Origin of the sequence: Faecalispora anaeroviscerum, assembly GCF_947568225.1 — a bacterium.
GTDB classification, from domain to species: Bacteria; Bacillota; Clostridia; order Oscillospirales; family Acutalibacteraceae; genus Faecalispora; species Faecalispora anaeroviscerum.
In genome coordinates this window covers 24,676-49,880 of sequence record NZ_CANOOQ010000001.1, presented here as the reverse complement: position 1 = coordinate 49,880, position 25,205 = coordinate 24,676, and the positions used below count along the sequence as shown (strand labels likewise).

The window sequence follows — 25,205 nt, the reverse complement described above, 5'->3', positions numbered from 1 at the left end:
GCGCTGTAAATAATCCGAAGGGAATTTGCTGTTACTCAGATATTGTGAAAACTTTTAATAAATATAGGGAGAAAATTATTATGAAAAAAATGAAAATCTTTGAACCCGCCATGTGTTGCCCGACCGGGCTTTGCGGCTTGGGTGTTGACCCTGAACTGCTGCGTATGTCCACGGTACTGGAAACACTGAAAAAACATGGCGTTATTGTTGAACGTTTTAACTTGGGCAGCGCACCGGCAGAGTTTATCACCGACCAGACCATCAATGCCTATATTAATGAGAAAGGCACAGAGGGACTGCCCGCTGTGATGCTCGATGGCAAAATTGTCATCACAGGTCGGTATCCCACCAATGAAGAATTCACAAAGCTGCTCGACCTTCCTGAAAATGTGCTGGGCAAGCAGAAAAAATCCGAGTCCGGCGGAGGCTGTTGCAAGGGAGGTTGCTGTTAAATGAATCAATTCGATCCCGGCAGTATCAAACTGACAAAGTATCTTTTTTATACCGGCAAGGGCGGCGTTGGTAAAACCAGCGTTGCCTGTGCCACCGCCGTCTCCCTTGCGGACAGTGGGAAAAAGGTGCTGCTTATCAGCACCGACCCTGCTTCCAATTTACAGGATGTCTTTTCGATGGAACTGACAAACAAAGGAGTGCCCATCTCCGATGTGCCGAATTTAGTGGTAGCGAACCTTGACCCCATACAAGCGGCGGCTGAGTACCGGGAAAGCGTGATCGCGCCTTATCGCGGCAAGCTGCCCGCATCTGTCATCACGAATATGGAGGAGCAGCTTTCTGGCTCCTGCACCATAGAAATTGCGGCATTCAATGAGTTTTCCAATTTCATTACGGACGGTAAGGTTCAGCAGGAATACGACCATATTATTTTTGATACCGCCCCTACTGGACACACCCTGCGGATGCTTCAGCTTCCGTCCGCTTGGAGTAATTTCATCAGTGAAAGCACCCACGGTGCATCTTGCCTCGGTCAACTCTCCGGCTTGGAGAGCAAGAAAGCCATTTACAAGCAAGCCGTGGAAACACTGGCCGACGGAAGCCTGACCACGCTACTCCTTGTCACCCGCTCGGAAACCGCGCCGTTCAAGGAAGCGGAACGTGCTTCCGGCGAATTGTCCGCGCTGGGCGTCGACAATCAAATGCTGGTTGTCAACGGAATATTGATGGAACATAACGATGATCTATCTTCCAGTCTGTACGAAAAACAGCAGTCTGCACTTGCCGCGATGCCGGAAAGTCTGAGGGCGCTTCCAATCCATAGCGTTCCTCTGCGAGCTTACAATGTCACAGGGCTGGAAAATATCCGCGCCTTGCTGAACACCGATTATTTTACTGCTCCCGTGCAAACGCTAAATGCCACGCATATTCCTGCGCTGAACGATGTGATAGATGAGTTAGCGATGGAGGGCAAACGTGTTATTTTCACGATGGGCAAAGGTGGTGTGGGTAAGACCACCGTCGCCGCCGCCGTTGCGCTGGGGCTTGCGAAGCGCGGAAAGAAAGTCCACCTCACTACCACCGATCCCGCCGCGCACCTGAAGTTTGTGCTGGATGAAACTGGCGGCGTGTCCATGAGCCATATCGACGAAGCCGAGGAATTGAAAAAGTATCAGTCCGAGGTGCTTTTCAAAGCCCGCGCGTCCGGCATGGGCGATGAGGATATTGCTTATGTCGAGGAAGATCTACGTTCGCCCTGCACACAGGAGATCGCCGTATTCCGCGCCTTCGCCGAGATCGTCGAAAAAGCTGACGATCAGGTGGTGGTAATTGACACCGCCCCCACAGGGCATACCCTGCTTTTGTTGGAATCCACACAAAGCTATAACCATGAAATTCAGCGTACCAAGGGCGAAATCCCCGAATCGGTGGCGCAGCTGTTGCCGAGGCTGAAATCCGAGGAAACCGAGGTACTGATTGTGACCCTGCCGGAAGCGACCCCTGTTTATGAGGCGCACCGCTTGGAGGACGATCTGAAACGGGCGGGCATCGCCGCCAAATGGTGGGTGGTCAATCAATCCCTTTATGGCACGAACACCACCAATCCTATGCTGGTGTCAAAGGCGGCTGGCGAAGTGGAATGGCTCAACCTCATCGACGAACACGCCGGTGGCAAATTTGCCCTGATCGCGTGGAGCGCAGAGGAAATCAAGGGCGACAGTCTGCTGGCGCTGTAAGGAGGTAAAAATGATAAAAGTTGCATTTATTTGTGTTCATAATTCTTGTCGCAGCCAGATTGCAGAGGCGCTGGGACGGCATCTTGCCGGCGACGCTTTTGAAAGCTATTCGGCGGGAACGGAAACGAAGCTGCAAATCAATCAGGATGCCGTGCGGCTGATGAAACAACTTTATGGCATTGACATGGAAGCGACACAGCGCAGCAAACTCTTGTCCGAAATCCCGCCTGTTGATATTGTCGTTACAATGGGCTGCAATGTCGAGTGTCCGTATCTGCCCTGTAAACACCGCGAAGATTGGAGGCTGGATGATCCAACGGGCAAAAGCGACGAGGAATTTATTCAGGTTATAAAACAGATTGAGCAAAAAATGCTTGAGCTAAAAAATTTTGTGGGGGTTCTTTAGTAGTAAAATCATTGGCTGTAAATGCTAAATTCAAAAAAGCCAATTAAAGTCATTGATTTTAATTGGCTTTTTTGTTTAGAGCAAAACAGAATTTCCATTCAAATTCCTTTTGGATGAATATAAAGTTAAGAGATTTACACTCACTCAATCGAAAAGACTTGCATTGGTATCCCGCACTTTTTTTGCTTAATTGATTGTAAACTTCGTGCCACATGACTTCCGTTCCACGCAGCAGATAAACTGCTACGAACCACTACACAGCCTGATCTCGTGTTGGGATGATTTTAAAAAAATATTCTAAAAACCCCTTGACAATTGAGTATATATTCAACTATACTATATACAGTTGAGCGTTTGCTCAATTAAAATTTCGGAAGGAGGACTAATTATGTCTGTCAGAAGCGATGTTTGCGATTGTGATGTTATACACGAAGAAACCGTCACCGCAGTAAAAACAAAAATGCTTTCAGATGATACTTTTAATATTTTGACGGAATTTTTGAAAGCTGTGGGAGATGGTACAAGGATCAGAATTTTATGGGCTCTGGATGTCAGTGAAATGTGTGTCTGTGATTTGGCAGTCTTGCTTGGTATGACAAAATCCGCTATATCACACCAGCTACGCACTTTGAAACAGGCAAATCTTGTCAAATTTAGGAAAGATGGTAAGATTGCTTATTACTCTCTCGCGGATGACCATGTGAAAATCGTTTTGGAACAAAGTTTAAGCCATGTAACTGAATAAAATTTAATTATAGGAGGAAAATAACATGAAAAAGTCATTTAGGTTGGAAGGACTGGACTGCGCCAACTGTGCGGCGAAAATCGAAAAGGACATCAAGGCGCTGGACGGCGTAACCGAAGTAACCGTAAACGCTATGACGACTAAGATGGTTCTTGTGGCAGACGACGACAAAATGGACGAGATTATTAAGACCGCTGAAAAAATCGTCAAGAAGCATGAACCTCATGTTGTCGTAAAAAAGGCGTAAACATTTACCGGCAATAATTCCAGCTTTTGGCGTAACACTTCAAAGCGATACGCCAAAAGCGAAGGAATTTAAAAAATTCAAATTTTTTTGCGACAATAGTTGAGCGTTCACTCAATGTTACTCGTCATTCTCTTATAGCAAAGATAAGAAAGGAGTTCAATATGAACAAGAAGCTTGTAAGAATTATCATAGCAGCGGTTATTTTCGTAATCGGGCTGCTAGTAAAAACCGACATTGTTTGGCTTAGTCCCGCTATCTTCATTGCCGCCTACATTGTAGTGGGCAGCGAAGTCGTAATAAAAGCCATCAAGAATATTATGCAAGGCCAAGTTTTTCAGGAAAGCTTTTTAATGACCGTGGCGACCGGTGGCGCACTTATCATTGGGGAATATCCAGAGGCCATTGCCGTTATGCTGTTTTATCAGGTTGGCGAATATTTTCAAAGTTATGCCGTTGCGAAGTCGCGGAAATCCATTGCAAGCTTAATGGATATACGTCCTGATTACGCAAATGTTAAGAGGGGCGATGAATTGGTAAAAGTCGACCCTGACGAAGTTGCGATTGGCGATATCATCGTTGTCCGTGCTGGTGAAAAAATCCCGCTTGACGGCAAGGTGCTTGACGGCAATTCAATGATTGATACGTCCGCTTTGACCGGCGAATCTGTTCCGCGCGAAGCTGGTGTTGGCTCTGATGTTTTGAGCGGCTGTATCAATGTGAACGGCGTACTGACGATTGAGGTCACAAAAGAATTTGGGGAATCGACGGTCAGCAAAATCCTTGATCTCGTGGAAAACGCCAGTAGTAAAAAGGCGAACACCGAGAATTTCATTACAAAATTTGCACGAGTTTATACTCCGATTGTTATGGCTGCCGCACTGTTGCTTGCAATTATCCCGCCTCTGTTCTTTGGTGGTACTTGGGGCGACTGGATTTACAGGGCTTTAACTTTCTTAGTGGTTTCCTGCCCTTGCGCTCTGGTTGTTTCTATTCCACTCTCCTTCTTTGGCGGTATCGGCGGCGCGTCAAGGCGTGGTGTGCTTGTTAAGGGTAGCAACTATTTAGAAGCTTTGGCGCAGACTGAAATCGTTGTGTTTGATAAGACGGGGACATTGACAAAAGGCGTATTTAAAGTACAAGAGGTAAATGCTATCGGCATTTCCGAAGCAGAACTGCTGGAACTTACCGCACATGTTGAGAGTTATTCCAATCACCCCATTTCACTCTCTTTGAAAACTGCTTATGGGAAAGATATTGACAACGAAAGGATTACGGATGTTGAGGAAATCGCAGGCCACGGCGTCAGCGCAACGGTTGATAGTCGTAAAGTTTTCGCAGGAAATACAAAACTCATGCAAAAAATCGGCGTTAAATTTTCTCAAGACGAAATTATTGGAACAGCCGTACACGTTGCTGTTGATGGCAAATATGCGGGATATATTGTAATTGCTGATGAGGTTAAGGAAGATGCAGCGGAAGCGATTAGATTGCTAAAAAAGGCAAATATCCGTCAAACGGTGATGCTGACGGGCGACGCCAAGAGTGTGGGAGAAAAAGTTGCCAAGGAATTGGGGTTAGATAAGGTTTACACAGAGCTTCTTCCCGGTGACAAGGTAGATAAAGTAGAGGAACTGCTGGCTCAAAAATCAGCTAAAGGCAAGCTGGCCTTTGTAGGCGATGGGATTAATGACGCACCAGTTTTAGCTCGTGCCGACATTGGTATTGCGATGGGTGGCTTGGGTTCCGACGCGGCTATAGAAGCCGCCGATGTTGTAATAATGACCGATGAGCCGTCCAAACTAGCTACAGGTATGAAAATTTCACAGAAAACGCTAAGAATCGCACAACAGAATATATGGCTGGCTTTGTCGATAAAAGCAATTGTGCTTGTACTCAGTGCACTCGGTTTTGCTACCATGTGGGAGGCTGTGTTTGCAGATGTTGGTGTGACGGTTATAGCGGTATTGAACTCTTTCCGTGCTTTAAACACAAAGAAATTATAATCAGGTCAAAAGCCTGTTGTATCGGAAGCGATAAGTAAAATGTTAATTGTCCTGATTGCCTTGTTAGTTGGGATTTTGTGAACTTGCTTTGGTAGCGCAGTTGCTATTATAACAAAAGAAGTTTTCTGAAAATATGGCGAATTGCCTTTTAGTTTTCGCTGGTGGCGTAATGATGAGCCTTGTGTTCTTTGAGCTTATGCCGGAAACTTTAGAGGTATCAAATGTGTGGATGGTGGCCGGCGGCATCCTCATTATTCACTGAGATAAGGGGCAAAGTGAGAATCATTATATGAAGATTATTTTATTCGGTTTATTGGTGAAAGCAGTTGAGCTATTGAGCGCGATTGAATTAAAGCATAAACAGAAAATATGTTGTATGGAAAGGTGTGTGGCATGAAAAAGCAATGGCTTATCACAGGAATCTTGGCAGCAGTTGATCAAACAATAAAACTGCTGATAGCTCATTTTGCGATAGATAAGATGATTATCTGGATACCGAGTGTTTTGCGTTTTGAGCCTTTCCAGAACACAAATTTGAATTGGTTTGCAAGTATGGCTAATTTTAAGACTCCTGTAATCGGAATGATCTTTTTACAGATAACGGCTATAGCAGGATTGCTTTTATTCTATCGATTCCAAACATATAAAGTTGGTGCAAAGAGTCGCTTGTTGAGTGGAGCATTCTGTTTTGCATCTGCTGGCATATTATGTTCATTTATTGATGTAGTGTTCTGGGGCGGCAGCCTTGACTTTATTGGTTTATTCAATTGGTTTATTTTTGATACAAAGGACGTATTTCTGAACACGGGATGGATTTTGGCTCTAATTTGGACGTGGCGGCATGAAAAAAAGCTAAAAAAGTCTTATTCAAACGATCTCAATACAGAAGATATAGCTTTTGCTATATGGTTTCGGAGCGGATGCAAACTCCTTCCCAACACAACGTCTGAATATACCAGAATATAAAATATATAAACACAATTGAGAGGTGGTCACAGTGAAGCGAAAAGAAAATAGAAACTTGACGGGCATATTTCGTATCGGTTTGGCCACCCTTGTTGTGATTTTACAACTTTTATTTATCTATTTTATCATCAATATACTCAAAAACTATGCGGTATATTTTTATGCACTCATTCAAATTATAGCGGTAATAAACATCTTTATTATGGTGAGCAAAAGTAAAAACACATCTTACATAATCGTATGGCTTATTATAATATTTATCCTTCCGGTTTTCGGTTATTTCCTATATCTCTTATGGGGTCGTTCCGATGTGTTCGGACGATGTATAAGAAATAATCGAATAAGAGCGGCTATCCAGCACGGTTCCATGTATTTATATAAGGACCCGGAAGTTTACGCCGAACTCGATCAAATCCATCCGTCAAGAAAAAGAATAGCAGGATATTTAGGCAGGAAAGGATTCCCTCTTTATAAAAATACAACGTGTGAGTATTTCTCGCTTGGCGAGTATCAATTTGAAGCAATGATAAAGGATATTGAAAACGCTGAAAGATACGTTTTCTTGGAATATTTTATTTTAGATAGTGGGGAGCTTTGGGACAGGATTTCAGAAGTATTGATTCGCAAAGCCGAACAAGGAGTGGAAATACGGCTGATGTTCGATGACTTTGGGAGTATTGTTACAGCACCAGATAATCTGATTAAGGCTCTTAACAGTCACAATATTCAGGTGTTGCGTTTTAATCCAGTTCATCGGTATATTTCATCCTTTTGCTTCAATTGCCGTAATCACCAGAAAATTACGGTCATAGACGGCTGCGTTGGGTATACAGGGGGAACGAATCTTGCTGATGAATATGCCAACATATACCCAAAGCACGGCCATTGGAAAGACACGGCAATCCGGCTTGAAGGCGACGCGGTTTGGGGTCTGACCTCAATATTTCTTCAGATGTGGGATGCTGAAAGTGGAGGAACTACAGATTACGAAGCTTACCGGTCTGTAGTGAACTACGAGGGTCAAGGCTTCTATCAACCATTTTCAGACGGGCCTTCAAATAATCCCGATAACCCTGCCGAGGTTATGTACCGCACGATGATATATAATGCAAAGAAATATGTTTATATATCTACCCCCTATCTTGTCATTGACAACTCCATGAAGGAAGCGTTGTGTACATCCGCACAGGGAGGTACAGATGTCAGGATTATTACTCCAAAGATATGGGATCATTGGTATGTGCATATGGTAACGCAATCGAATTATGGAGAGCTGCTGGAATCGGGTGTTAGAATCTATGAATATACCCCGGGGTTCATCCATGCAAAGACTATCATAAGCGATGATGATCATGCCATTTGCGGAAGCATTAACATGGATTACCGGAGCTTTTATCTCCACTTTGAAAACGGTGTGTGGATTTGCGGATCGCCTGTACTCCAAGACATAAAAAATGACCTCCAGCAAACATTTGATGTTTGTGAAGAAATAAGTCTTGATGAATGGCGTCGCCGTCCCTGGCACATAAAATGCGTTCAATCGTTCCTTAGATTGTTTGCTGTATTCTTTTGAGATTAATTTGTTATGAAGTCAAAAGAATAGCACTCATGTTGTCCCTATCATCTTGGCAATTTCAACGGATCTATAAGACGTAGTTCATCCCAATTTGCCGGAAATCGAGGGAATGTATCTATCCACGAAAATGACGGATATAAAAGGTAATTACCGTTATTTGACTGAATTGGAGTGCTTAAAAAAGAACAGAGAGCTGTTCTATCAGTATTGCTTTAAGGAACTGAAGCTATGTATATGGCAAAAGCAGAAGGAAGAAATAGAGTGAAGGTGTTATAAAATACCTGTTCAATGCATGAAGTTTAACGATGCATAGAGAAAGTCCAGTAAAAATAAAAATAAAGCCAAGGGCAAACCCATCAAAAGATGGGGACGCAAAGCCATAGGGTCTAAGGTGCTTTACTGCGCTATGATAGCCTGGCTGCCAAAAACCATGCGGAGCCTGCCCTCATTCAAAGGGCAGGCTCTATATCTGTCTGTCGGTTTTTGACGGATAAACAGGATATCGGGATACCGGCTTTCGCCATGCTCCGGCGAGAGGGGTATCCTATGGGGTTTTATACTTATAAGAGGTGGCAATAGAGCAGACAGAGCTCGTACATATTACCCACCACCCAAACAATCTCATATTGTAATTTTGAAAAAGTCAGCATTTCGCCATGGGCGCAGTGCTGACTTTTTTCTTTCGACAAAAAAATCTATACTCCGACCATATTTACCATATTCAGGGGAAATGTGGCATGTTTCTAATATAAGCAGGTCGTTTCCACGCTGCCGCTCCCCTCCGCTTCTGACATTTTGACTCACCATCAAAATTTCAGAAAACGGAGGACAAGCCATATGGCAGAAAAGAAAGAGTATCAAATCAAAGTTCAGGGGCAGCTCGTCCCTGTCACCGAAGAAGTCTATTTAACATATTACCGCATGAAACGCCGTGAACTACATCTGGAGGAAAAGGACGCAGCACATGGTGTGTTTTATTACAGTGCCTTGGATACGGAGGAAACCAATGGTGAGGATGCGATTTCAGATCTCTCTTCTCCCCGTGTGGAGGATATTGTCACGGACAAGCTGATAGCCGAAAAACTCCACTTGTGCCTTTCCCAGCTTGCCAAAGAGGAACAGGAACTGATTTTTACTCTGTTTTTTAAGAATAAAAGCGAGCATCAACTGGCAGCGGAAACTGGTATCCCGCGCATGACAATCCACGACCGAAAGGTTAAAATTCTGCGTACTTTAAAAAAACTTATGGAAAAGTAAAAATTTTTCCGTCCAACCCCCTCACGAAACCGGATTAGTAGTGAGGGGGTTTTTCTCATTCCCTCCATGGTTCCTTGAAAACTTAATATCCGATGACCTGAACACGTTAGCTGACGGACCCCGAAAGGGTAAAGCGACCTCGGAGGATGCGCCAAGACCACCTGTAGGCAGGCAGCAAGAAAAGTGAAATCACTCATTTTTCTGTTCGCTCGTTTCTTCCTGCTCCTATCAAAGACGGCCAAATAAGGTGCAAAGCGGTACCCATCCGACCGGAAAACAGGCTGTGGCGGCCTGTCTCGCAATGATCCCGTCAGCCTATAATGATACTTTTGCTCCGTCATAGCCCCCCGCGACCGGGGGATCACGCAATGAGAGCAACCGGCAGAGATCCTGGCGGGGGTGAAATTCCCATGATGCGGCGAAGCCAGCCGCAGTTCAGGCCATCGCCTTTGTTGTGCAAGACTCATACGCTTTGCACAGTGCGCTTGGGGAGTAGTGTCGAATTAAGCGCCTTGATTATAAAAAAAGACTTAATGTCAGAAGCGATGGGGATCGCTCTGCTTATACAGCAGGGCGATCCCTATATTTGTGCCATTAAGAAAAAACAGAGAATCTCGAATCAAGGAGGTGTAAAGTTTGAACACGATGAAGCAAGGCATCAGCCGCGGCGATATTTACTACGCCGATTTAAACCCCGTTATGGGCTGTGAACAAGGGGGCATCCGTCCTGTACTTATCCTGCAAAATGACATAGGCAACCACTACAGCCCCACCACCATCGTCTGCGCCATCACCGGCAAGCCGAAAAAGCCCTTACCCACCCATACGGCTATTGCCGGGGCGGGCAGATTGTCCAGAGAGTCCTTTGCACTTCTGGAGCAGATACGCACCATTGACCGGACTCGACTTCGGGGCTGGATCGGCAAACTGGATGAACAGGAGATGGAAGAAATCAACCAGGCACTTTCTATCAGCATCGGACTTAGTCCGGCGCTTTTTTTATGAAGGGGGGAATTTTTATGAGCAACAAAACAATCATGTTTGAAAAATACCCCGATGTAGTCGAGGTAAATCAATTACGAGAAATGCTCGGAGGCATCAGCCGGAAACTGGCTTATAAATTGCTTTCGGAAAAAGAGATACATAGTGTTCGCATTGGACGGACCTATAAGATTCCCAAAGCATGCGTTATTGAATATTTACTGAGTGAAGAAATGTGCCATATCAAGATTGGTTGATATGGTTTTTTGCTTATTATTGGCCCAAGACCGTAGAAAAATCCGTTGGGTTGCTTCCGCGTAAAACAGTAGCTATCCCATGCCTTCTGTGGTATTGTGATGTTGTCAATGGTAGGCAAATACGCTGTTATTTCAAAGGAGGATAACCATGATAACAGGCTGCCTACAAGAAAAAAACAATACTTTTTATGCTGTCCTTTATATCAAAGTAGACGGAAAAAGAAAAACCAAATGGATTCCCACCGGACTGCCGGTAGCGGGAACCAGCGACAGAAAAGCTAAAAAAGCCTTTGACCAAATTCGGTTGGAATACGAACAGGAGCAGGAAGAAAAGGAGCGTCGGGAGGCCGAGGAACGGGCCAGAGAGCTGATCGAGGGCAAACGTAATCCCCATGCGGAGGTGCTGTTTACCGACTACCTTCAAAAATGGCTGATACAAGCAAAGCCCACGATAGCCAAAACAACATTCAAAGGCTATCAAACCATGCTGGATGGGCGAATCAGCCGGTACTTTACTGAACTGGACATCACCTTGGCGGAGGTTACTCCACAGCATATTCAGGACTTTCATCAATCAATTTTTGATGAGGGTCACACACCGAATACGGTCATCCATTATCACGCAGTCCTCCGCAGAGCATTGCAGAATGCGGTGAAAAAGGAGATCATCGGCAGTAACCCCGCTGACAGGGTAGACAGGCCAAAGAAGAATGTATACCATGCTCAGTTTTATTCCGCAGAGGAAATGATGGCGCTGTTTGATGCGATATCAGATGATCCCTTGGAGATTTGTGTGAAGCTGGCAGCTTACTATGGCTTACGCCGAAGTGAAGTCCTGGGATTAAAGTGGGATGCGATCAACCTCGAACAAAAAACCATCTCCATCAAGCACAAGGTGATTGAGGACACGGTAGATGGCAAATCCATAGCGGTCGGGGAAGATGTACTGAAAACCAAGTCCAGCTTCCGCACCCTTCCGTTACTGCCATCGGTGGAAAAGCTACTGCTTGCAGAAAAGGAAAAGCAAGAAATGTATCGAAAGCTGTTCAAGCGCTCTTACTGCCGGGATTACCTCGACTACATCTGCCTCGACCAAACAGGGAAGCTCATGCGCCCTAATTATGTGACGGATCACTTTAGCTGGGTGCTTGAAAAAGCCGACCTCAAAAAAATCCGGTTTCACGATTTAAGACATTCCTGCGCCAGCCTACTGCTTGCAAATGGGATATCAATGAAGCAAATCCAGATATGGCTGGGGCACAGCACATTTTCGACCACAGCGGACATTTACTCTCATCTGGACTTCCACGCACAGATCGAATCTGGCTTGGTTATGGATGGGATGTTTGAAAGAAACTAAGTGGCAGAACCTACTGGACTTGCAGCGGTCAACTGATTTTCTACGGACTGCTTTATGGGAATACGGAAAAGCCTTATAGAGTGAGGACTCAGGCATATCCGTTTTCTACACAAACAAAAAAACGCCCTCAAAAGAGAGCGTAGAAAAGGTAAAAAAATGGAGGGCCTGTTGCGGACATTGACCGCAAACAGGCCCCTGGCGGAGGCGGTGAGATTCGAACTCACGTGCCCGTGAGGACAACCTGATTTCGAGTCAGGCTCGTTATGACCACTTCGATACGCCTCCATATTTATTTTAATACACCAAGCCCCGCGTAGAAGTCAAGGCAAAGTGTAGAAAAACCGTAGAAATCGCTAAAACACTAAATTTTCAAAATCCCGCAAACCCACGGAAACTCAAGGGTTTCCGGCATTATCAAGGCAACTGACCGAGTGGATTTCGAGTCAGGCCCGTTATGACCACTTCGATACGCTTCCATATTGGTTTTAATCCTCAAGGGAGAGAAAACAATTCTGCCCCGCACAGTCCGTGCCTATTTATTTTATAGAGATTGTTCGCAAAAGTCAAGCACTTTTATTGACTTAAAGTGACAGGAACGGTACAATAACATTAAATGTCTGGAAAGGGGCAATAATTGTGAATCAAATTCAGGAGGCTGCATGGAAACTGGCCTCACTTTCTGTATATAGAGGTATTTTAGAAAGAAGCGTACCGGGAGCATTTTCCTGTCTGCTGCATCATGCGCAGGGAAAGGAACCTGAGGCTTTTTTGGCGGCTTGGGGCGATTTCATCTCTCTGCTCGGGCGGAAAAACGCCGACGCCAACTTTGCGCAGGCTTTGACCGAACCGATCTTGTACGATGAGAACGGGTTTTCGGTTGCAGCGGCATCCGGAAGAGAGGTTTCATCTCTGATGGAAACGGCCGCGTTGCGGGACCTGAAGATTTTGACCGAGCTGTCTGCGATTACTCCGCAGGAAATCCTGGTCGGCAGTTCTTTTCCCCAGGCTGCAGAGCTTGACCTACCATGCTGGGAAAACGGACAGACTATCGCACAACTGCAGCAGGAGCCGGAGGTCTGTTTGGCGCAGCTGAAAGCTTTTTACGCGCAGAATGGCTGCGGCCGGTTTGCACGCAATCGTGCATTCATCTGGAGAAACGGGGTTTTGTCTCCCGTTCAGCACCCAGACCCAACCCTGTTAAAGGATTTAAAGGGCTATGAACTGCAGCGCGGAATGGTACTCGAAAATACGCACTCTTTTGTGCAGGGTCTGCCCGCCAATAACTGCCTGTTATACGGCGACCGCGGCACAGGAAAATCCTCAACGGTAAAGGCCTTGCTGCATGAATTCCCGTCCCTGCGCCTGATCGAAATGCCGAAAGCGGAAATCCCGCATTTCCCCGATCTGGTAGAGATTTTAGCAGAGCTGCCGATGAAATTCATCGTTTTTATCGACGACCTCTCCTTTTCCCGGCAGGACGACACCTACGCCGCTTTAAAGGCGGTGCTGGAAGGCGGTTTGGCTGCTCGACCGGCAAACACGCTGATTTACGCAACCTCCAACCGGCGGCATCTGCTGCGAGAAACCTTCTCTGACCGCGAGGGCGACGAAATCCACCGCGGCGACACGATTCAGGAGAGTCTTTCTCTGGCTGACCGTTTCGGCCTATCCGTGCGCTTCATGCTGCCGGATAAGGCTCAATATCTAGATATTATAGAAAAGCTTGCCTACCAGCATGGCCTCACGGAACATCTGCCGCAGCTTTTGATCGGCGCAGAACGCTTCGCGCTCGAACGCGCCGGACGTTCTCCCCGCTGTGCGCAGCAGTATGTGCGCATGGCTGAATCCAGAATCCGCCAGGGAAAAAGCGTGTTGTAAATTCGCCAGTTTTACGGTGGCTTCATATTTTATTTATATTTTTATGGTACCATTTTGTAAACGCTGAAAACGAAAGCTCAGGGAGGATTGTATGGGACAGTTGAAACGAATGATAGCCGGATTTCTATCGGCGGCACTGATTGTTTCTGCTTTAACGGGATGCTCCGGTAATGGCGACATCAGCTCCGGAGCCGCGCAACAGGATTTCCCCGTAACGATCGGGTCGGTAACCCTGAAAAGCGAGCCGGCCGGAGTCGCCGTGTTTTCGCCGAATCTTGCTGATGTGATTCTGGCGATGGGATATGAAATCTCTTTGAAAGCAAAATCGAAAGACTGCGATCAAGAGGATTTGTCCGTTCTGCCGAACGTGGATCCGTCCAACGCGGCCGCGGTGAAGGCGACCGGCGCAACGCTTGCACTGTTTGAAACAAATCCCGGTGACGAAATTACCGCCGCACTGCAGAAAGAAGGAATTCTTTCGCTGATACTGCCAGCCGCAACCAGCCGCTCCGACTTAGAGCGCCTGTACTCCGAAGTAGGTGCAGCGATCAAGGGCGGCTCCACCGGCTACCAAAAGGGAATTAAAACCGCAGACAATATTTATTTAACACTTGACGACATTACACGCGTGATTCCGGATACGAATTCTCCCGTAACCGTTTGCTACCTGTACGACGCAAAGGGCAAGGCGGCCACCGGGGATATGCTCGCCGGCAAGCTGATTGAAAGTGCCGGTTTGGTCAACGCGTTTGCGGGCAGCAGCGGAGGACAGGCCTCCACTGAGGCGCTGACCATCTCAAACCCGCAGTACATTTTCTGCGCCGAGGGAGTCAAAAAGCAATTGTTGGAATCTACCCAGTACAAAAAATTGGAGGCTGTCCAGAAAAAAAGAATCTATGAAATGAACCCCGTTTATATGGAGCGCCAGGGGCGTGGAATGATTCAGGCTGTCAGCTTTATGGCGGGCACCGTATACCCTGAACTGCTCGAGGGGACGCTCCCCTCCTCCAAGCCGTCTGAATCCACTTCTTCGGCTCCTGCTTCCTCCGGCAGCAGTTCGTCCTCCTCCAGCGGCTCTGCCGTATCGAGCAAAGCGCCGGCTTCCTCCGGTCAGTCGGCAGGCTCTGTTCCCTCCGGCACTTACAAGCGGGGAGACAAGAGTGATTCGGTGAAAGCCCTGCAAACTCGTCTGGATCAGCTTGGGTATATGTTCACCGCCATCAGCGGCGAATTTACCGCCGGTACGGAGCAGGCCGTCAAGGACTTCCAATACCTGAACGGGATAGAAGTAACCGGCGTGGCTGATGCCAATACCATTGCCAAGCTGAACTCTTCGGATGCGAAAAAACGTGAAAACTGATTTTGCTTAGAGTTCAACCCAACCATAACGGGAGGGCGTTTCCCAACAGCGGAAACGCCCTCCTCTTATTTCTATAGCAGAATCGGCTGCATTTGCTTACCCTGCACGGCGCTGAGCGCTGCGGGGAGCAGCAGACTGAAATCCGCTACCACGGAATTCGGTTTATTCTCCGAATCGTCCTGCGCCATGGGAACAAAATAAATGTGCTTTGTATTGAGCAGGCGGCCTATATTCTGTGCTGCCGCGCTGAGCGCGTCGTTGGTAGAAATAGCCAGCAGCACCGGCCCCCCTACCCGCAAATGAGACTTGGCCGCCATCGTTACGGCGGTATCCGTTACCCCGTGGGCCATCTTGGCCAAGGTGTTCCCTGTGCAGGGGGCAATTAGCATTAAATCGACCAAACGCTTGGGCCCGATCGGTTCTACCTGAACGATTGTATGCCAAATTTCGTGACCGCAAAGCTCCTCAATTTTTCGGTTCCAGTCTTGCGCGCGGCCAAACCGCGTATCTGTCGACCAGGCGTTTTCCGACATGATCGGAATCAGCCGGTGCCCCTCGTCTATCAAACGGCGCATCTGCTCCACTGTCTTTTCAAAGGTGCAGAATGAGCCTGTCAATGCATAGCCTATGGTTAATTCGCTCAAGGCACTCACTCCTCCATCATGTTGTAAATAGTCCTTTTAATTACCTCTCCCGCTGCCTTTGGGGCAACCTTCCCCGGCAGAGAAAGCGCCGGAATCACATGAATCCCCAGCTTTTCCGCAGCTTCTGTATCCACACCGCCCGGAGCAGACGCCAAATCTATCAAAATCGTATCCGTGGGCAAAGTGGACAAAACCCGCCTGGTAAAGACCCGAGCCGGGATTGTGTTAAAGATAATATCGTACTGTTCTTTTTGACAAATACTGCTGGTATGCACCGGCTCATAGCCGTAAACATCGATCCAGGCAAAATCTTCCGGGCGGCGCGCGCTGACGGACACCTTGGCCCCCAACCCCCGCAGCATATACGCGAGCGCTTTGCCGATGCGCCCGAATCCTGCCACAAGACAACGGGATTTGCCGATTGCGCCGGGGTATTCCTTCATTGCGATTTCAATGCTTCCTTCCGCTGTTAGCGCTGCATTGCGCACTGCCAGCTCTTCTCTGGCAAAGTAATCGTGGGTGTCAATCTCCTGCCATAGCTCGCTGGTTTGATACAGCCGATCCATCATGCCTCCAAACACTCTCCTGTTCCGCATCAGCTGGGCAAATTCTTCGTCCAGCGGAATCAGCCCGCTGTCCAGTGGCGTATTCAAATGCTGTCCATCCCGCGTTACCGGCAAGGGCAGCACGATCGTGTCGCAAATCAAGGCCAGGTCTCTCAGCTCTGCCGGTCGAACTCCTTTGAGTTCCCCTGCTTTATCAAAACCGCAGGCATATACCGTATATCCGTCAGCTGCGATGGATTCAGCCAGCGCTATCTGTCTTTTATCACCGCCGATTACTCCAAAGCTGTTCCATTCCAAGCTCCACAACCTCCTATTTCGTCTGCTAAAATATAGTATGGATTTTTGCTTTCGGTTGTGATTGCGCAAAAGAATATCCGGCTGGTTTTTTCACGACAAAAAATGAAAAAAGTTGTTTATTTTATGACCCGAAAGCAATATAATAGATAGGTAAGCCCTTTGGAGCTTAAAAGCAATAGAATTGCATTTTTCGCGCCGTTTGTTCGGCGATTTCAGGATAAAAGGAGTCCTTATTTTATGAAGCAGGATATTTTAGACCAAGTCAAGCGCATTCATTTTGTTGGTATCGGCGGGTCTGGCATGTGCCCCTTGGCAGAGATTCTTCACCATGAAGGGTTTGAGCTGACCGGGTCCGACATGAATGAATCCGACACACTCGACCGAATCCGCTCTTACGGCATCCCCGTTTCGATGGGACACAAGGCCAAAAACGTTGGCGACGCACAACTGGTAGTATACACCGCGGCGGTGAAGCACGACAATCCTGAGCTGATGGCCGCCGAGGAACGCGGAATTCCTGCAGTGGAGCGCTCCGTGATGCTGGGGATTGTAACCCGCCGGTATCAAAATTCCATCGCCGTTTCAGGTACGCACGGTAAAACAACCACTACCGCGATGATCACTCAGGTGTGCATCGACGGCGGAGCCGATCCTTCCGCAATTATTGGCGGAAAGCTGCCTGCCATCGGCGGGAACGGCCGCGTTGGAAAAAGCCAGACCATCATCTGCGAAGCCTGTGAATATGTGGATACCTTTCTTCAGCTGAACCCCGCAATCTCTGTGATCCTGAACATCGACGCCGATCATTTGGACTATTTCGGCACGCTGGAAAATATCATCAAATCGTTCCATCAGTTCTCCACACAAACCAGCCGTCTGTTGGTTGTAAACGGTGACGACCCGAACTGCCGCAAAGCGATAGAGGGAATCCATAACGCCCAGATCATCACGTTCGGCATGAACGCTGACAACGACTATGTCGCGCGAGGAATTTCTGACCTGCCGAAGGCCTGCGAGAGCTTTTCTGTTTACAAACACGGAGAAAAGCTTTCGGACATTACGCTTTCCGTTCCCGGCAAGCACAATGTTTTAGATGCGCTGGCCGCGGCCGCGGTGGCGGACGCCCTTGGAATTGACCCGAAAACAGCGGCGGAAAGCCTTGGCCGCTTTACTGGCGTGCATCGCCGGTTTGAGATTCTGGGAGAATTTGAGGGTATCACGGTTGCGGATGATTTTGCTCACCACCCCACCGAGCTGACCGCCACACTGACGGCGGCTTCCCGCATGGGCTTTCACGCGGTATGGGCATTGTTCCAGCCACACACCTACTCGCGCACGTCTTTGCTGCTCGGCGACTTTGCAAAAGCGCTGTCGATTCCAGAGCATGTAGTGCTTTCTCCGATTCTGGCTGTGCGCGAAACCAATACCTATAATATTTATTCCAAAGATCTGGCGGAGAAGGTACCCGGCAGTGTTTGCCTCACTACCTTTGAGGAAATGGCGGATTACGCGATTTCTCACGCACAGCCGGGCGATTTGATTCTGACGCTGGGCGGCGGCGACATTTACAAGTGCGCCAACCTGATTGTGGAGAAATATAAAAAGAAAGATTTTTCTTTTAAAGTGTAAAAGCTCTCAGCAGATTCTTAATAAAAGGATTTCGATTGGTGCCAGCTCCTTATAACGGAGCTGGCTTTTTTCGCAGAAGGTGCGAACCAACGAGAGCGCTTTGAAAATGCCCGCCGACAGACGGGACAGTAAGACTTATTTTCGGAGGAAGCTCGGAGAGTGGGCATTTTCAATGGAGCGCCTTCCCGGCAGCTGGTGGCGGCACTCTCCGGAATCGTTCCCCAAACGGATTCCAAAGGTGCCCTTTGGAAGGCCTTTGCTTACTTTCGTCCTTTCACGAAAGTAAGTGCCCGCCCCGGCACGAGGGGCAAGCCTGCGTCAGCAGAATCCCCACGGGAAACCCCCGGGGAAAAAATAAATTTTCTGGAAAAAACACTTACGCACGACGGAAAGTGCTCACACGCCTTAGTGCGGCGAAGCCGCATCTAAAAACCCCGAACCAACGAGAGCGCTTTGAAAATGCCCGCCGACAGACGGGATCACAAGACTTATTTTCGGATCAAGCTCGGAGAGTGGGCATTTTCAATGGAGCGCCTTCCCGGCAGCTGGTGGCGGCACTCTCCGGAACCGTTCCCCAAACGGATTCCAAAGGTGCCCTTTGGAAGGCCTTTGCTTACTTTCGTCCTTTCACGAAAGTAAGTGCCCGCCCCGGCACGAGGGGCAAGCCTGCGCCAGCAGAATTCCCACGGGGAACCCCGGAGAAAAAAACAAATTCTCTTATAAGAGAAAATCAAAGCCCCCGCCCCACCACGAGGGCAAGCCCTGCGCCAGCAGAATTCCCACGCGGGAACCGTAATAAAAAATAGTCCCCCTCTCGCCAAAGCAAGAGAGAAAGAGCCTGTTTTTACGCAACAGAAACAGCGGATGTCCCTTCTCTTGAATTGAGAGAAAGGACATCCGCTGTTCCATATGCTCAAATCTTATCTTGTACTCATTTTCTCAATGGCTTCCCACAAGCCGTTCAGGTATGTGATGCCGAGCGCCCGGTCATACAGTCCATAGCCGGCACGGCCTTTCTCATCCCAAATCATTCTGCCGTGATCGGGGCGCACATAGCCCTCAAAGCCAATATCGTGGTAGGCCTTCATAATCTCGAACAAATCAAGCGAGCCATCGGTGCTTAGGTGCGAGCTTTCATCGAACCTGCCGCGCTCGTGAATCTTGATGTTGCGCACGTGCGCAAAATGAATCCGGTTGCCAAAGCGGCGGATTACCGCGGGAATGTCGTTGTCCGGATTTGAGCCAAGCGAACCGGAGCAAAGGGTCAGGCCATTATATTTACTGTCGACGAGGCCGAGAATCCGCTCCAGGTTTTCCGCGTTGGTCGTAATGCGGGGCAGTCCGAAAATGTCCCACGGCGGGTCATCCGGATGAATCGCCATTTTGATGTCACATTCCTCACACACGGGGATGATTTGCTCCAGAAAATATTTCAGGTTCGCTAACAGGTCGTCGTGAGAAACATTCTTGTACTGCTCAAACAGCTTTTTCAGGCTGGCCATACGTTCCGGTTCCCAGCCGGGCATTTCGAATCCGCCGGAATCCTTCTGGATTTCGTCCGCCATCTTCTGCGGGTCGGTGATCTTGTCGATGATGGACTGATCATACGACAGCACATTGGAGCCGTCAGGCAGCACCTTGGCCAAGTCGGAACGAGTCCAGTCGAACACCGGCATAAAATTATAGCAGACAACCTTGATACCGATCTCTTTTAAGTTTCGCAGGGTCTGCCTGTAGTTTTCGATATAGCGGTCACGGGTAGGCAGACCGAGCTTAATGTCCTCATGGACATTGACACTCTCGATCACTTCCAGCTCCAGGCCGGCGTCGTTGACCTCTTTCTGGAGCGCCTTGATCTTTTCGAGCGGCCAAAGCTCTCCGGCGGGAACGTCCATCAGAGTGCCCACCACACCGGTCACACCGGGAATCTGACGGATGTATTTCAAGGGAATCGGGTCAAAGCCGCTGCCGTACCAGCGAAATGTCATTTTCATGCCTTATTCTCTCCTTTTTTCAAAATTGACTTACTTGTCAATCGCCTGATACAAGTACAACCATTTCTTTCCCCGCCTGCGGCGAAGAAAGAAATCAGTCATCTTTTAAAGCATATACCGTTTCAGGGTTTCGCGTACCGCATGAGGCCCGGCGATCAGCTCTTTGAACATGTCTTCTACCTTTTCACCAAGGCCTGCCTGATACAGGTTGACACCGAATACAGTCTCATTCTCCAGAACCGGGCGCAGCTGGCCATGATACGACGCGGGATTACCCAGCTCGATGCCCTGCAAATAGTGCTGCAGCTGCTCGCGCATGGGGTCTGCACTCACCTCCATGGGCTGACCGTTGTCGTCAAGAGCCAGCAGGTAACGAAGCCAGCCGGCAAGAGCCAGCGGAATATAGACCAGAGTGCCTGGGTCGAGTCCCTCACGGCTCTGATACGCGCGGATGGTTTCCCCAAACCGAATCGCGACCTTCTGGGAGGTATCCGTAGCGATCCGCTGCGGCATATCGGGAATAAAGCGGTTGGGCAGGCGCTGGTCGATGACCTCGTGGATGAAATCCACGGGATGGATGATGCCGGGGTCTACCACAACCGGCATTCCCTCATCGTAGCCGATTCGCTCCACTAATTTTTTGAGCTGGGGATCGTCCATTTCCGCCGCGATGGAATCATAGCCCAAAAGGCAACCGTACACCGCCAGAGCGGTATGCAGGGGATTCAAACAAGTAGTCACCTTCATGCGCTCCGTGTTTTCCACGGTGATACGATCAGTAAAGTACACACCGGCCTTCTCTAAAGCGGGGCGGCCGTTCGGGAATTGATCCTCCACCACCAGGTACTGCGGAACCTCCGCATTGACAAACGGCGCAATAAAGGTCTTTTTCTCTGTGATAACGGGAGCCATCTCCTCCACCCCAGCCTCTTCCAAAGCCTGCTGCACCACCGGAGAGGGCCGGGGCGTGATCTTATCGATCATTGACCATGGGAATCCCACCTTGGCCGGATTTTCTATGTACGCAGTAAACGACGCAGGAACGAAGCCGTTCTGCTGCCACGCCCGGGCGATCTCCAGTACCGCAGAGGACAGCTTTTCGCCGTTGTGCGAACAATTATCCATGCTGACGAAAGCAACTGGCAATTCACCCGCCTGGTAACGCTCATAGGCCAGAGCGGCCACAATCGCCATTGCATGGCGCGGAGCCTTGGGGCCGGCCTGCAAATCCTGGCGCACAACCGGCAGCAGTTCACCCTTCATATCTCGCAGGCCATACCCTTTTTCGGTGATCGTAAAGCTGACCATCTGCAAAGACGGACTGCGGAAAATGCGCCTCAGCTCGTTCCAGTCCTGCTCCTTCTGCGAAGAGACGGAAAGGCCGCAGGCGATGCTGCCCACTACGGTCTTGTCGAGGCGGCCATCAGGGTTCATCAGCACCAAAAGCGCCAGATTATCGTGGGGCTGATAAATTTTCTCGATAATCTCGTCGTCAAAGGTTTCCACCGCAACAATTCCGGTATTGGCGGAGCCTTCTTCTAATAGGCGCTGCTGAAGTTCTGCAATAAAGCCTCGAAAAATATTCCCTGCGCCGAAATGCACCCACTGCGGCGCCGCTTCCGTCTGCGCACGCATCGCGTCTATGTGATACCGGGGCAAGTGAATGCCCGCATTCTCCCATTGTGCCTGCTGACAAATTCCCTCTCGATTCAGTTTCATTCCAATCTCTCCTTTCGTCTCTTAGCGGTCTGCAATCGTCCGCTCAGCGAACTTTTCGCTATGTGCTGCTCTCACAATGTTAGCCCCCAAACCATCTTAAGGGTACTTCCACCAATGCCGGCACCAGCGCCAGCAGGAAACATAGGATCGTCTGCGCGATGAAATACGGCATGGTTGGCAAGATGATTTTATCCATCTTCACCTTTCCCGTAGCACACGCCACATTTAAAACGGGTCCGACAGGAGGAGAAGTCAGCCCTAATACGTTCATCAGTACAAACACGATTCCGAAGTACACCGGGTCGATCCCCGCCGCTTTCACCAGCGGAAGCATAATGGGAGTGAGAATCAGAATACTTGGCACTACGTCCATAGCAAGACCTACAATCACTACAATACACATTAGTACAAACATCAGGAGCGTCGGTCTTTCGACCAGACCCTCGAGACCAGATGTCATCATCTGCGGAATGCGCGATATTGTCATAAAATAAGCGGCGCAGTTAGCGGCAGCGGCGAGGAACATCACAACGGCGGACATCTTTGCCGACGCCACAAACGCTTTCATCAAATCTTTTATTTTCATCTCTCGGTAGACAAACAGACCGATCAGGATTGCGTACACGCAGGCGATTACGCCCGCTTCCGTCGCGGTGAAATAACCGGAGCGCAAACCGAAAAGAATAATCGCCGGGAGGAACAGCGCCCATAAACCCTCGAAAATGATTTTAACTGCTTCCTTCGCCGTTGGTTTCGAGATTGTTTCCGTATCCGGTACAACACCTTTTTTGCGGGAAACAAAAAACCATACCACGCAGGCAATGATCGTAAGGTAAATGGCTGGTGCGATGCCACCCATGAACATGGACTTGATTGACACCCCCGCCGCAATACCGTATACAATCATTGGCACTGACGGCGGCATAATCGGCGCGACCAGGTTCGCACTCGCGGTAAGTGCTGCTGCTTTCTCACGGTTGTAACCGGAGTTCGCCATCATAGGAATCAGAATCGCGCCCAGTGCGGCACAAGCCGCAACAGCAGAGCCGACGAGCGAAGCAAACATCAGGCACGCAAGGATCGTAACATAGCCCAATCCACCGCGCACGCGCCCGATAAAGATATTGCAAAACGCAATAATGCGCTTCGTCAGTCCGCCACGATTCATGATTTCGCCTGCCAGTACGAAAAACGGCAGCGCCATCATCGTAACGGAGTCCGAGCCTTGCATCAGTGTGCGCGCAATAATCGTTGGATTCGCGTCACCGCCGCCAAGCGCCAGCGCTGTCGCCACAGCACACAGCAGCAGCGCCACGGCAATCGGGAGTCCGATTAAGATGCCCACCAGCATAGAAGAAATAAAGATAGCAATAATCATTGCAGACCGGCTCCTTCCCCTGATTCTCCGTCCGCGAATGACGCGTCGTCCTCACCGTGGTCCCCAAACAGCTCCAGCACAGATTCTTTCAGGAAGAACATACGGTACAGGTTTACCAGTGAAATAAGAATAACGGAAACGCCCAACAGGACGCCAGCAAAATGCACCATAAAAACCGGGAAGTGCGTCGCGACCCAGAAGTCGTTACGATTTTTCCATGCATTTTGAAACGCGCCAGTCGCCAATACACCCATCATCCAAATGATCGCGCCCTGAATCACCACATACAAAATTTTCTGTGGCATGGGAGGAATCTTGTTAATCAGCGTGTCAATCATAAGGTGGCGGTTTTCGCGTGCGGCTATGATTGAGCCCAGGTATACCAAATAGATAAAGCAAATGCGCGATACTTCTTCGCTCCACGTGAAGCCCAATTCAAACTGGCGCAGTACAACATTCAAAAAGGTGAAAAAAATCATTACACCCAGAAAGATTGCTATGACAATCTCTATGACCTTAAACAGTTTGTCTATGATGTTTCCAATCCCTCGCGACTTATGACTGCTGTCGGACATAAATTACCCTCCTCTTTGATACACAAGACCGTACCCCACTGAAAGGGGCACGGTCTTACTGAAATGAAATCACTGAACGGCTTTAATTTTTTCTGTCAAATCCTTCGCCCAATCATTCTCAGCGAGAAGTTTGTCTATTGTGGGCTGAATTTTCGCGATAATTTTCGCCTTGTCTTCAGCGGAGCAGGCCGTTACGATCACACCCGCGTCCTGAAGTGTTTTGCGGTCCTTATCAACAGAAGCGATGTAGTCATCCCACGCCTGGGCAGCGGCAGCTTTGCTCGCGTCGCGGATAATCTGGCGCTGGTTCTCAGACATTTCATCCATTATCTTTGTATTCGCAACGATTTCGAGGGTAGCGACGATATGGTTCGTCTCATACAGGTATTTCTGAACTTCCTGGAAATTCTGGGCAAGCACAGTCACCATGCCATTGTCCTGTCCGTCCACGGTACCGGTTTCCAGCGCGGTGAACAGCTCGCCGAGCGGGATCACCGTCGCAGACGCTCCAAGGTTCTTGGTGATACCAACATGAATGGGATTGTTGGGCATACGGAATTTTTGACCCACAAAATCTTCAACACTCGTCAGCTTCTTGTTTGATGTAAAGGTACGCGCGGAGTTGGGGCCCCAGCCAAGCAGTTCAACTTCAGGGAATTTGTCATGGAACTTTGAACTTACTTCGTCCGCAATTGAGCCTGTCCAGACTTTTTTAGCGTGGTCGAGATCACGATACAGGAACGGCCAGTCGGAAATAAGCATCATTGGAAACTCCTGGTTCATCGGGGTACCCACAACCGTAAAGTCTACGGAACCATCTCGGACAGACTGCCAAAGGGCAGCTTCATCGCCCAGCAAACCGTCATGGTACACCTCAACCTTAATTTTGCCACCGGACTTTTCTTCAATCTGTTTCTTAAAAACATTGTCAAGGGCCGCCGCCATAGGGTGTGTCGCTCCCCAGTTGTCGCCGATTTTGAGGTTGAACTCCTTTTCCTCAACTTTGCTGCTCTCATTCTTGGCGGCTCCGCTGCTGCACGCTGTTGTGAGGGTGGCAATCATCATGACTGCAAGGATGGTCGAAAGCACTTTTTTCATTGTAACATTTCCTCCTGAGCCCTCCAGTTTTTCTTTCATTCTTAAACTCCTCCTATTCCTTTTCTCACATTCTATCTTTA

General features: G+C 48.7%; 22 protein-coding genes, 1 tRNA gene and 1 riboswitch. Of the genes, 15 read left to right on the top strand and 8 right to left on the bottom strand.

Annotation, left to right across the window (positions count from 1 at the left end):
• Positions 1-80: 80 nt before the first annotated feature.
• From arsD to QOS46_RS00155, 12 genes are all read left to right on the top strand, one after another.
• Complete coding sequence (gene arsD / locus QOS46_RS00210; RefSeq protein WP_027096099.1) at positions 81-452, top strand: arsenite efflux transporter metallochaperone ArsD; 372 nt, start codon at positions 81-83, stop codon at positions 450-452.
• Positions 453-2,189 carry an arsenical pump-driving ATPase gene (gene arsA / locus QOS46_RS00205; protein WP_013623275.1) on the top strand — a complete coding sequence of 579 codons (1,737 nt, stop codon included), beginning with the start codon at positions 453-455 and terminating at the stop codon, positions 2,187-2,189.
• 10 nt (positions 2,190-2,199) lie between these two features.
• On the top strand, positions 2,200-2,595 hold the full coding sequence (locus QOS46_RS00200; protein WP_013623274.1) for an arsenate reductase ArsC: 396 nt from the start codon (positions 2,200-2,202) through the stop codon (positions 2,593-2,595).
• A 388-nt stretch (positions 2,596-2,983) separates the two neighbouring features.
• Positions 2,984-3,340 carry an ArsR/SmtB family transcription factor gene (locus QOS46_RS00195; protein ID WP_013623273.1) on the top strand — a complete coding sequence of 119 codons (357 nt, stop codon included), beginning with the start codon at positions 2,984-2,986 and terminating at the stop codon, positions 3,338-3,340.
• A gap of 25 nt (positions 3,341-3,365) precedes the next feature.
• Positions 3,366-3,587 (top strand): cation transporter, encoded by a 222-nt coding sequence (locus QOS46_RS00190; RefSeq protein WP_013623272.1) that lies wholly within the window; start codon positions 3,366-3,368, stop codon positions 3,585-3,587.
• 161 nt (positions 3,588-3,748) lie between these two features.
• On the top strand, positions 3,749-5,590 hold the full coding sequence (locus tag QOS46_RS00185) for a heavy metal translocating P-type ATPase (protein ID WP_013623271.1): 1,842 nt from the start codon (positions 3,749-3,751) through the stop codon (positions 5,588-5,590).
• 393 nt (positions 5,591-5,983) lie between these two features.
• Positions 5,984-6,556, top strand: a complete 573-nt coding sequence (locus QOS46_RS00180) for a signal peptidase II (RefSeq protein ID WP_013623270.1) — start codon at positions 5,984-5,986, stop codon at positions 6,554-6,556.
• A 31-nt stretch (positions 6,557-6,587) separates the two neighbouring features.
• Positions 6,588-8,129 carry a cardiolipin synthase gene (cls, locus tag QOS46_RS00175; protein WP_013623269.1) on the top strand — a complete coding sequence of 514 codons (1,542 nt, stop codon included), beginning with the start codon at positions 6,588-6,590 and terminating at the stop codon, positions 8,127-8,129.
• A 339-nt stretch (positions 8,130-8,468) separates the two neighbouring features.
• Positions 8,469-8,558, top strand: a riboswitch (cyclic di-GMP riboswitch).
• A gap of 411 nt (positions 8,559-8,969) precedes the next feature.
• Positions 8,970-9,389, top strand: coding sequence for a sigma-70 RNA polymerase sigma factor region 4 domain-containing protein (locus QOS46_RS00170; protein WP_013623268.1), 420 nt, complete (start codon positions 8,970-8,972; stop codon positions 9,387-9,389).
• 636 nt (positions 9,390-10,025) lie between these two features.
• Entirely contained in the window at positions 10,026-10,394 is a 369-nt protein-coding gene (locus QOS46_RS00165) for a type II toxin-antitoxin system PemK/MazF family toxin (RefSeq protein WP_013623267.1), read from the top strand.
• 14 nt (positions 10,395-10,408) lie between these two features.
• Complete coding sequence (locus QOS46_RS00160) at positions 10,409-10,627, top strand: helix-turn-helix domain-containing protein (protein ID WP_013623266.1); 219 nt, start codon at positions 10,409-10,411, stop codon at positions 10,625-10,627.
• A gap of 148 nt (positions 10,628-10,775) precedes the next feature.
• Positions 10,776-11,987: a tyrosine-type recombinase/integrase gene (locus tag QOS46_RS00155; RefSeq protein WP_013623265.1), complete on the top strand. Its 1,212-nt coding sequence runs from the start codon at positions 10,776-10,778 to the stop codon at positions 11,985-11,987.
• 196 nt (positions 11,988-12,183) lie between these two features.
• Here QOS46_RS00155 and QOS46_RS00150 read toward each other — a convergent pair.
• Positions 12,184-12,272 (bottom strand) — tRNA-Ser (locus QOS46_RS00150).
• Positions 12,273-12,623: 351 nt separating this feature from the next.
• Between QOS46_RS00150 and QOS46_RS00145 the strand changes: the two genes are divergently transcribed.
• The gene (locus tag QOS46_RS00145; RefSeq protein ID WP_283606394.1) at positions 12,624-13,865 is read left to right on the top strand and encodes an ATP-binding protein; all 1,242 of its coding nucleotides are present in this window, start codon (positions 12,624-12,626) and stop codon (positions 13,863-13,865) included.
• Positions 13,866-13,956: 91 nt separating this feature from the next.
• Positions 13,957-15,225, top strand: coding sequence for a peptidoglycan-binding protein (locus tag QOS46_RS00140; protein ID WP_283606392.1), 1,269 nt, complete (start codon positions 13,957-13,959; stop codon positions 15,223-15,225).
• A 71-nt stretch (positions 15,226-15,296) separates the two neighbouring features.
• Here the strand turns inward: QOS46_RS00140 and QOS46_RS00135 are convergent, their stop codons facing one another.
• Both QOS46_RS00135 and dpsA read right to left on the bottom strand, forming a co-directional pair.
• Positions 15,297-15,869: a dipicolinate synthase subunit B gene (locus QOS46_RS00135; protein WP_283606391.1), complete on the bottom strand. Its 573-nt coding sequence runs from the start codon at positions 15,867-15,869 to the stop codon at positions 15,297-15,299.
• A gap of 5 nt (positions 15,870-15,874) precedes the next feature.
• On the bottom strand, positions 15,875-16,732 hold the full coding sequence (dpsA, locus tag QOS46_RS00130; RefSeq protein ID WP_283606389.1) for a dipicolinate synthase subunit DpsA: 858 nt from the start codon (positions 16,730-16,732) through the stop codon (positions 15,875-15,877).
• A 237-nt stretch (positions 16,733-16,969) separates the two neighbouring features.
• Here dpsA and murC point away from each other — a divergent pair, with 237 nt between their 5' ends.
• A complete protein-coding gene (gene murC / locus QOS46_RS00125; protein ID WP_283606388.1) occupies positions 16,970-18,361 on the top strand; it encodes a UDP-N-acetylmuramate--L-alanine ligase in 1,392 nt (463 codons plus the stop codon).
• Positions 18,362-19,281: 920 nt separating this feature from the next.
• Here murC and uxuA read toward each other — a convergent pair.
• The 5 genes from uxuA to QOS46_RS00100 form a co-directional block, all read right to left on the bottom strand.
• Positions 19,282-20,355 (bottom strand): mannonate dehydratase, encoded by a 1,074-nt coding sequence (gene uxuA, locus QOS46_RS00120; RefSeq protein ID WP_283606387.1) that lies wholly within the window; start codon positions 20,353-20,355, stop codon positions 19,282-19,284.
• A 105-nt stretch (positions 20,356-20,460) separates the two neighbouring features.
• Positions 20,461-22,074, bottom strand: a complete 1,614-nt coding sequence (locus QOS46_RS00115; protein ID WP_283606385.1) for a mannitol dehydrogenase family protein — start codon at positions 22,072-22,074, stop codon at positions 20,461-20,463.
• A 79-nt stretch (positions 22,075-22,153) separates the two neighbouring features.
• The gene (locus tag QOS46_RS00110) at positions 22,154-23,452 is read right to left on the bottom strand and encodes a TRAP transporter large permease (protein WP_283606382.1); all 1,299 of its coding nucleotides are present in this window, start codon (positions 23,450-23,452) and stop codon (positions 22,154-22,156) included.
• Positions 23,449-24,027 carry a TRAP transporter small permease gene (locus tag QOS46_RS00105; protein ID WP_283606380.1) on the bottom strand — a complete coding sequence of 193 codons (579 nt, stop codon included), beginning with the start codon at positions 24,025-24,027 and terminating at the stop codon, positions 23,449-23,451. Before QOS46_RS00105 ends, QOS46_RS00110 begins: the two co-directional genes overlap by 4 nt.
• A 69-nt stretch (positions 24,028-24,096) precedes the next feature.
• Entirely contained in the window at positions 24,097-25,164 is a 1,068-nt protein-coding gene (locus tag QOS46_RS00100; RefSeq protein ID WP_283606378.1) for a TRAP transporter substrate-binding protein, read from the bottom strand.
• Positions 25,165-25,205 lie beyond the last annotated feature (41 nt).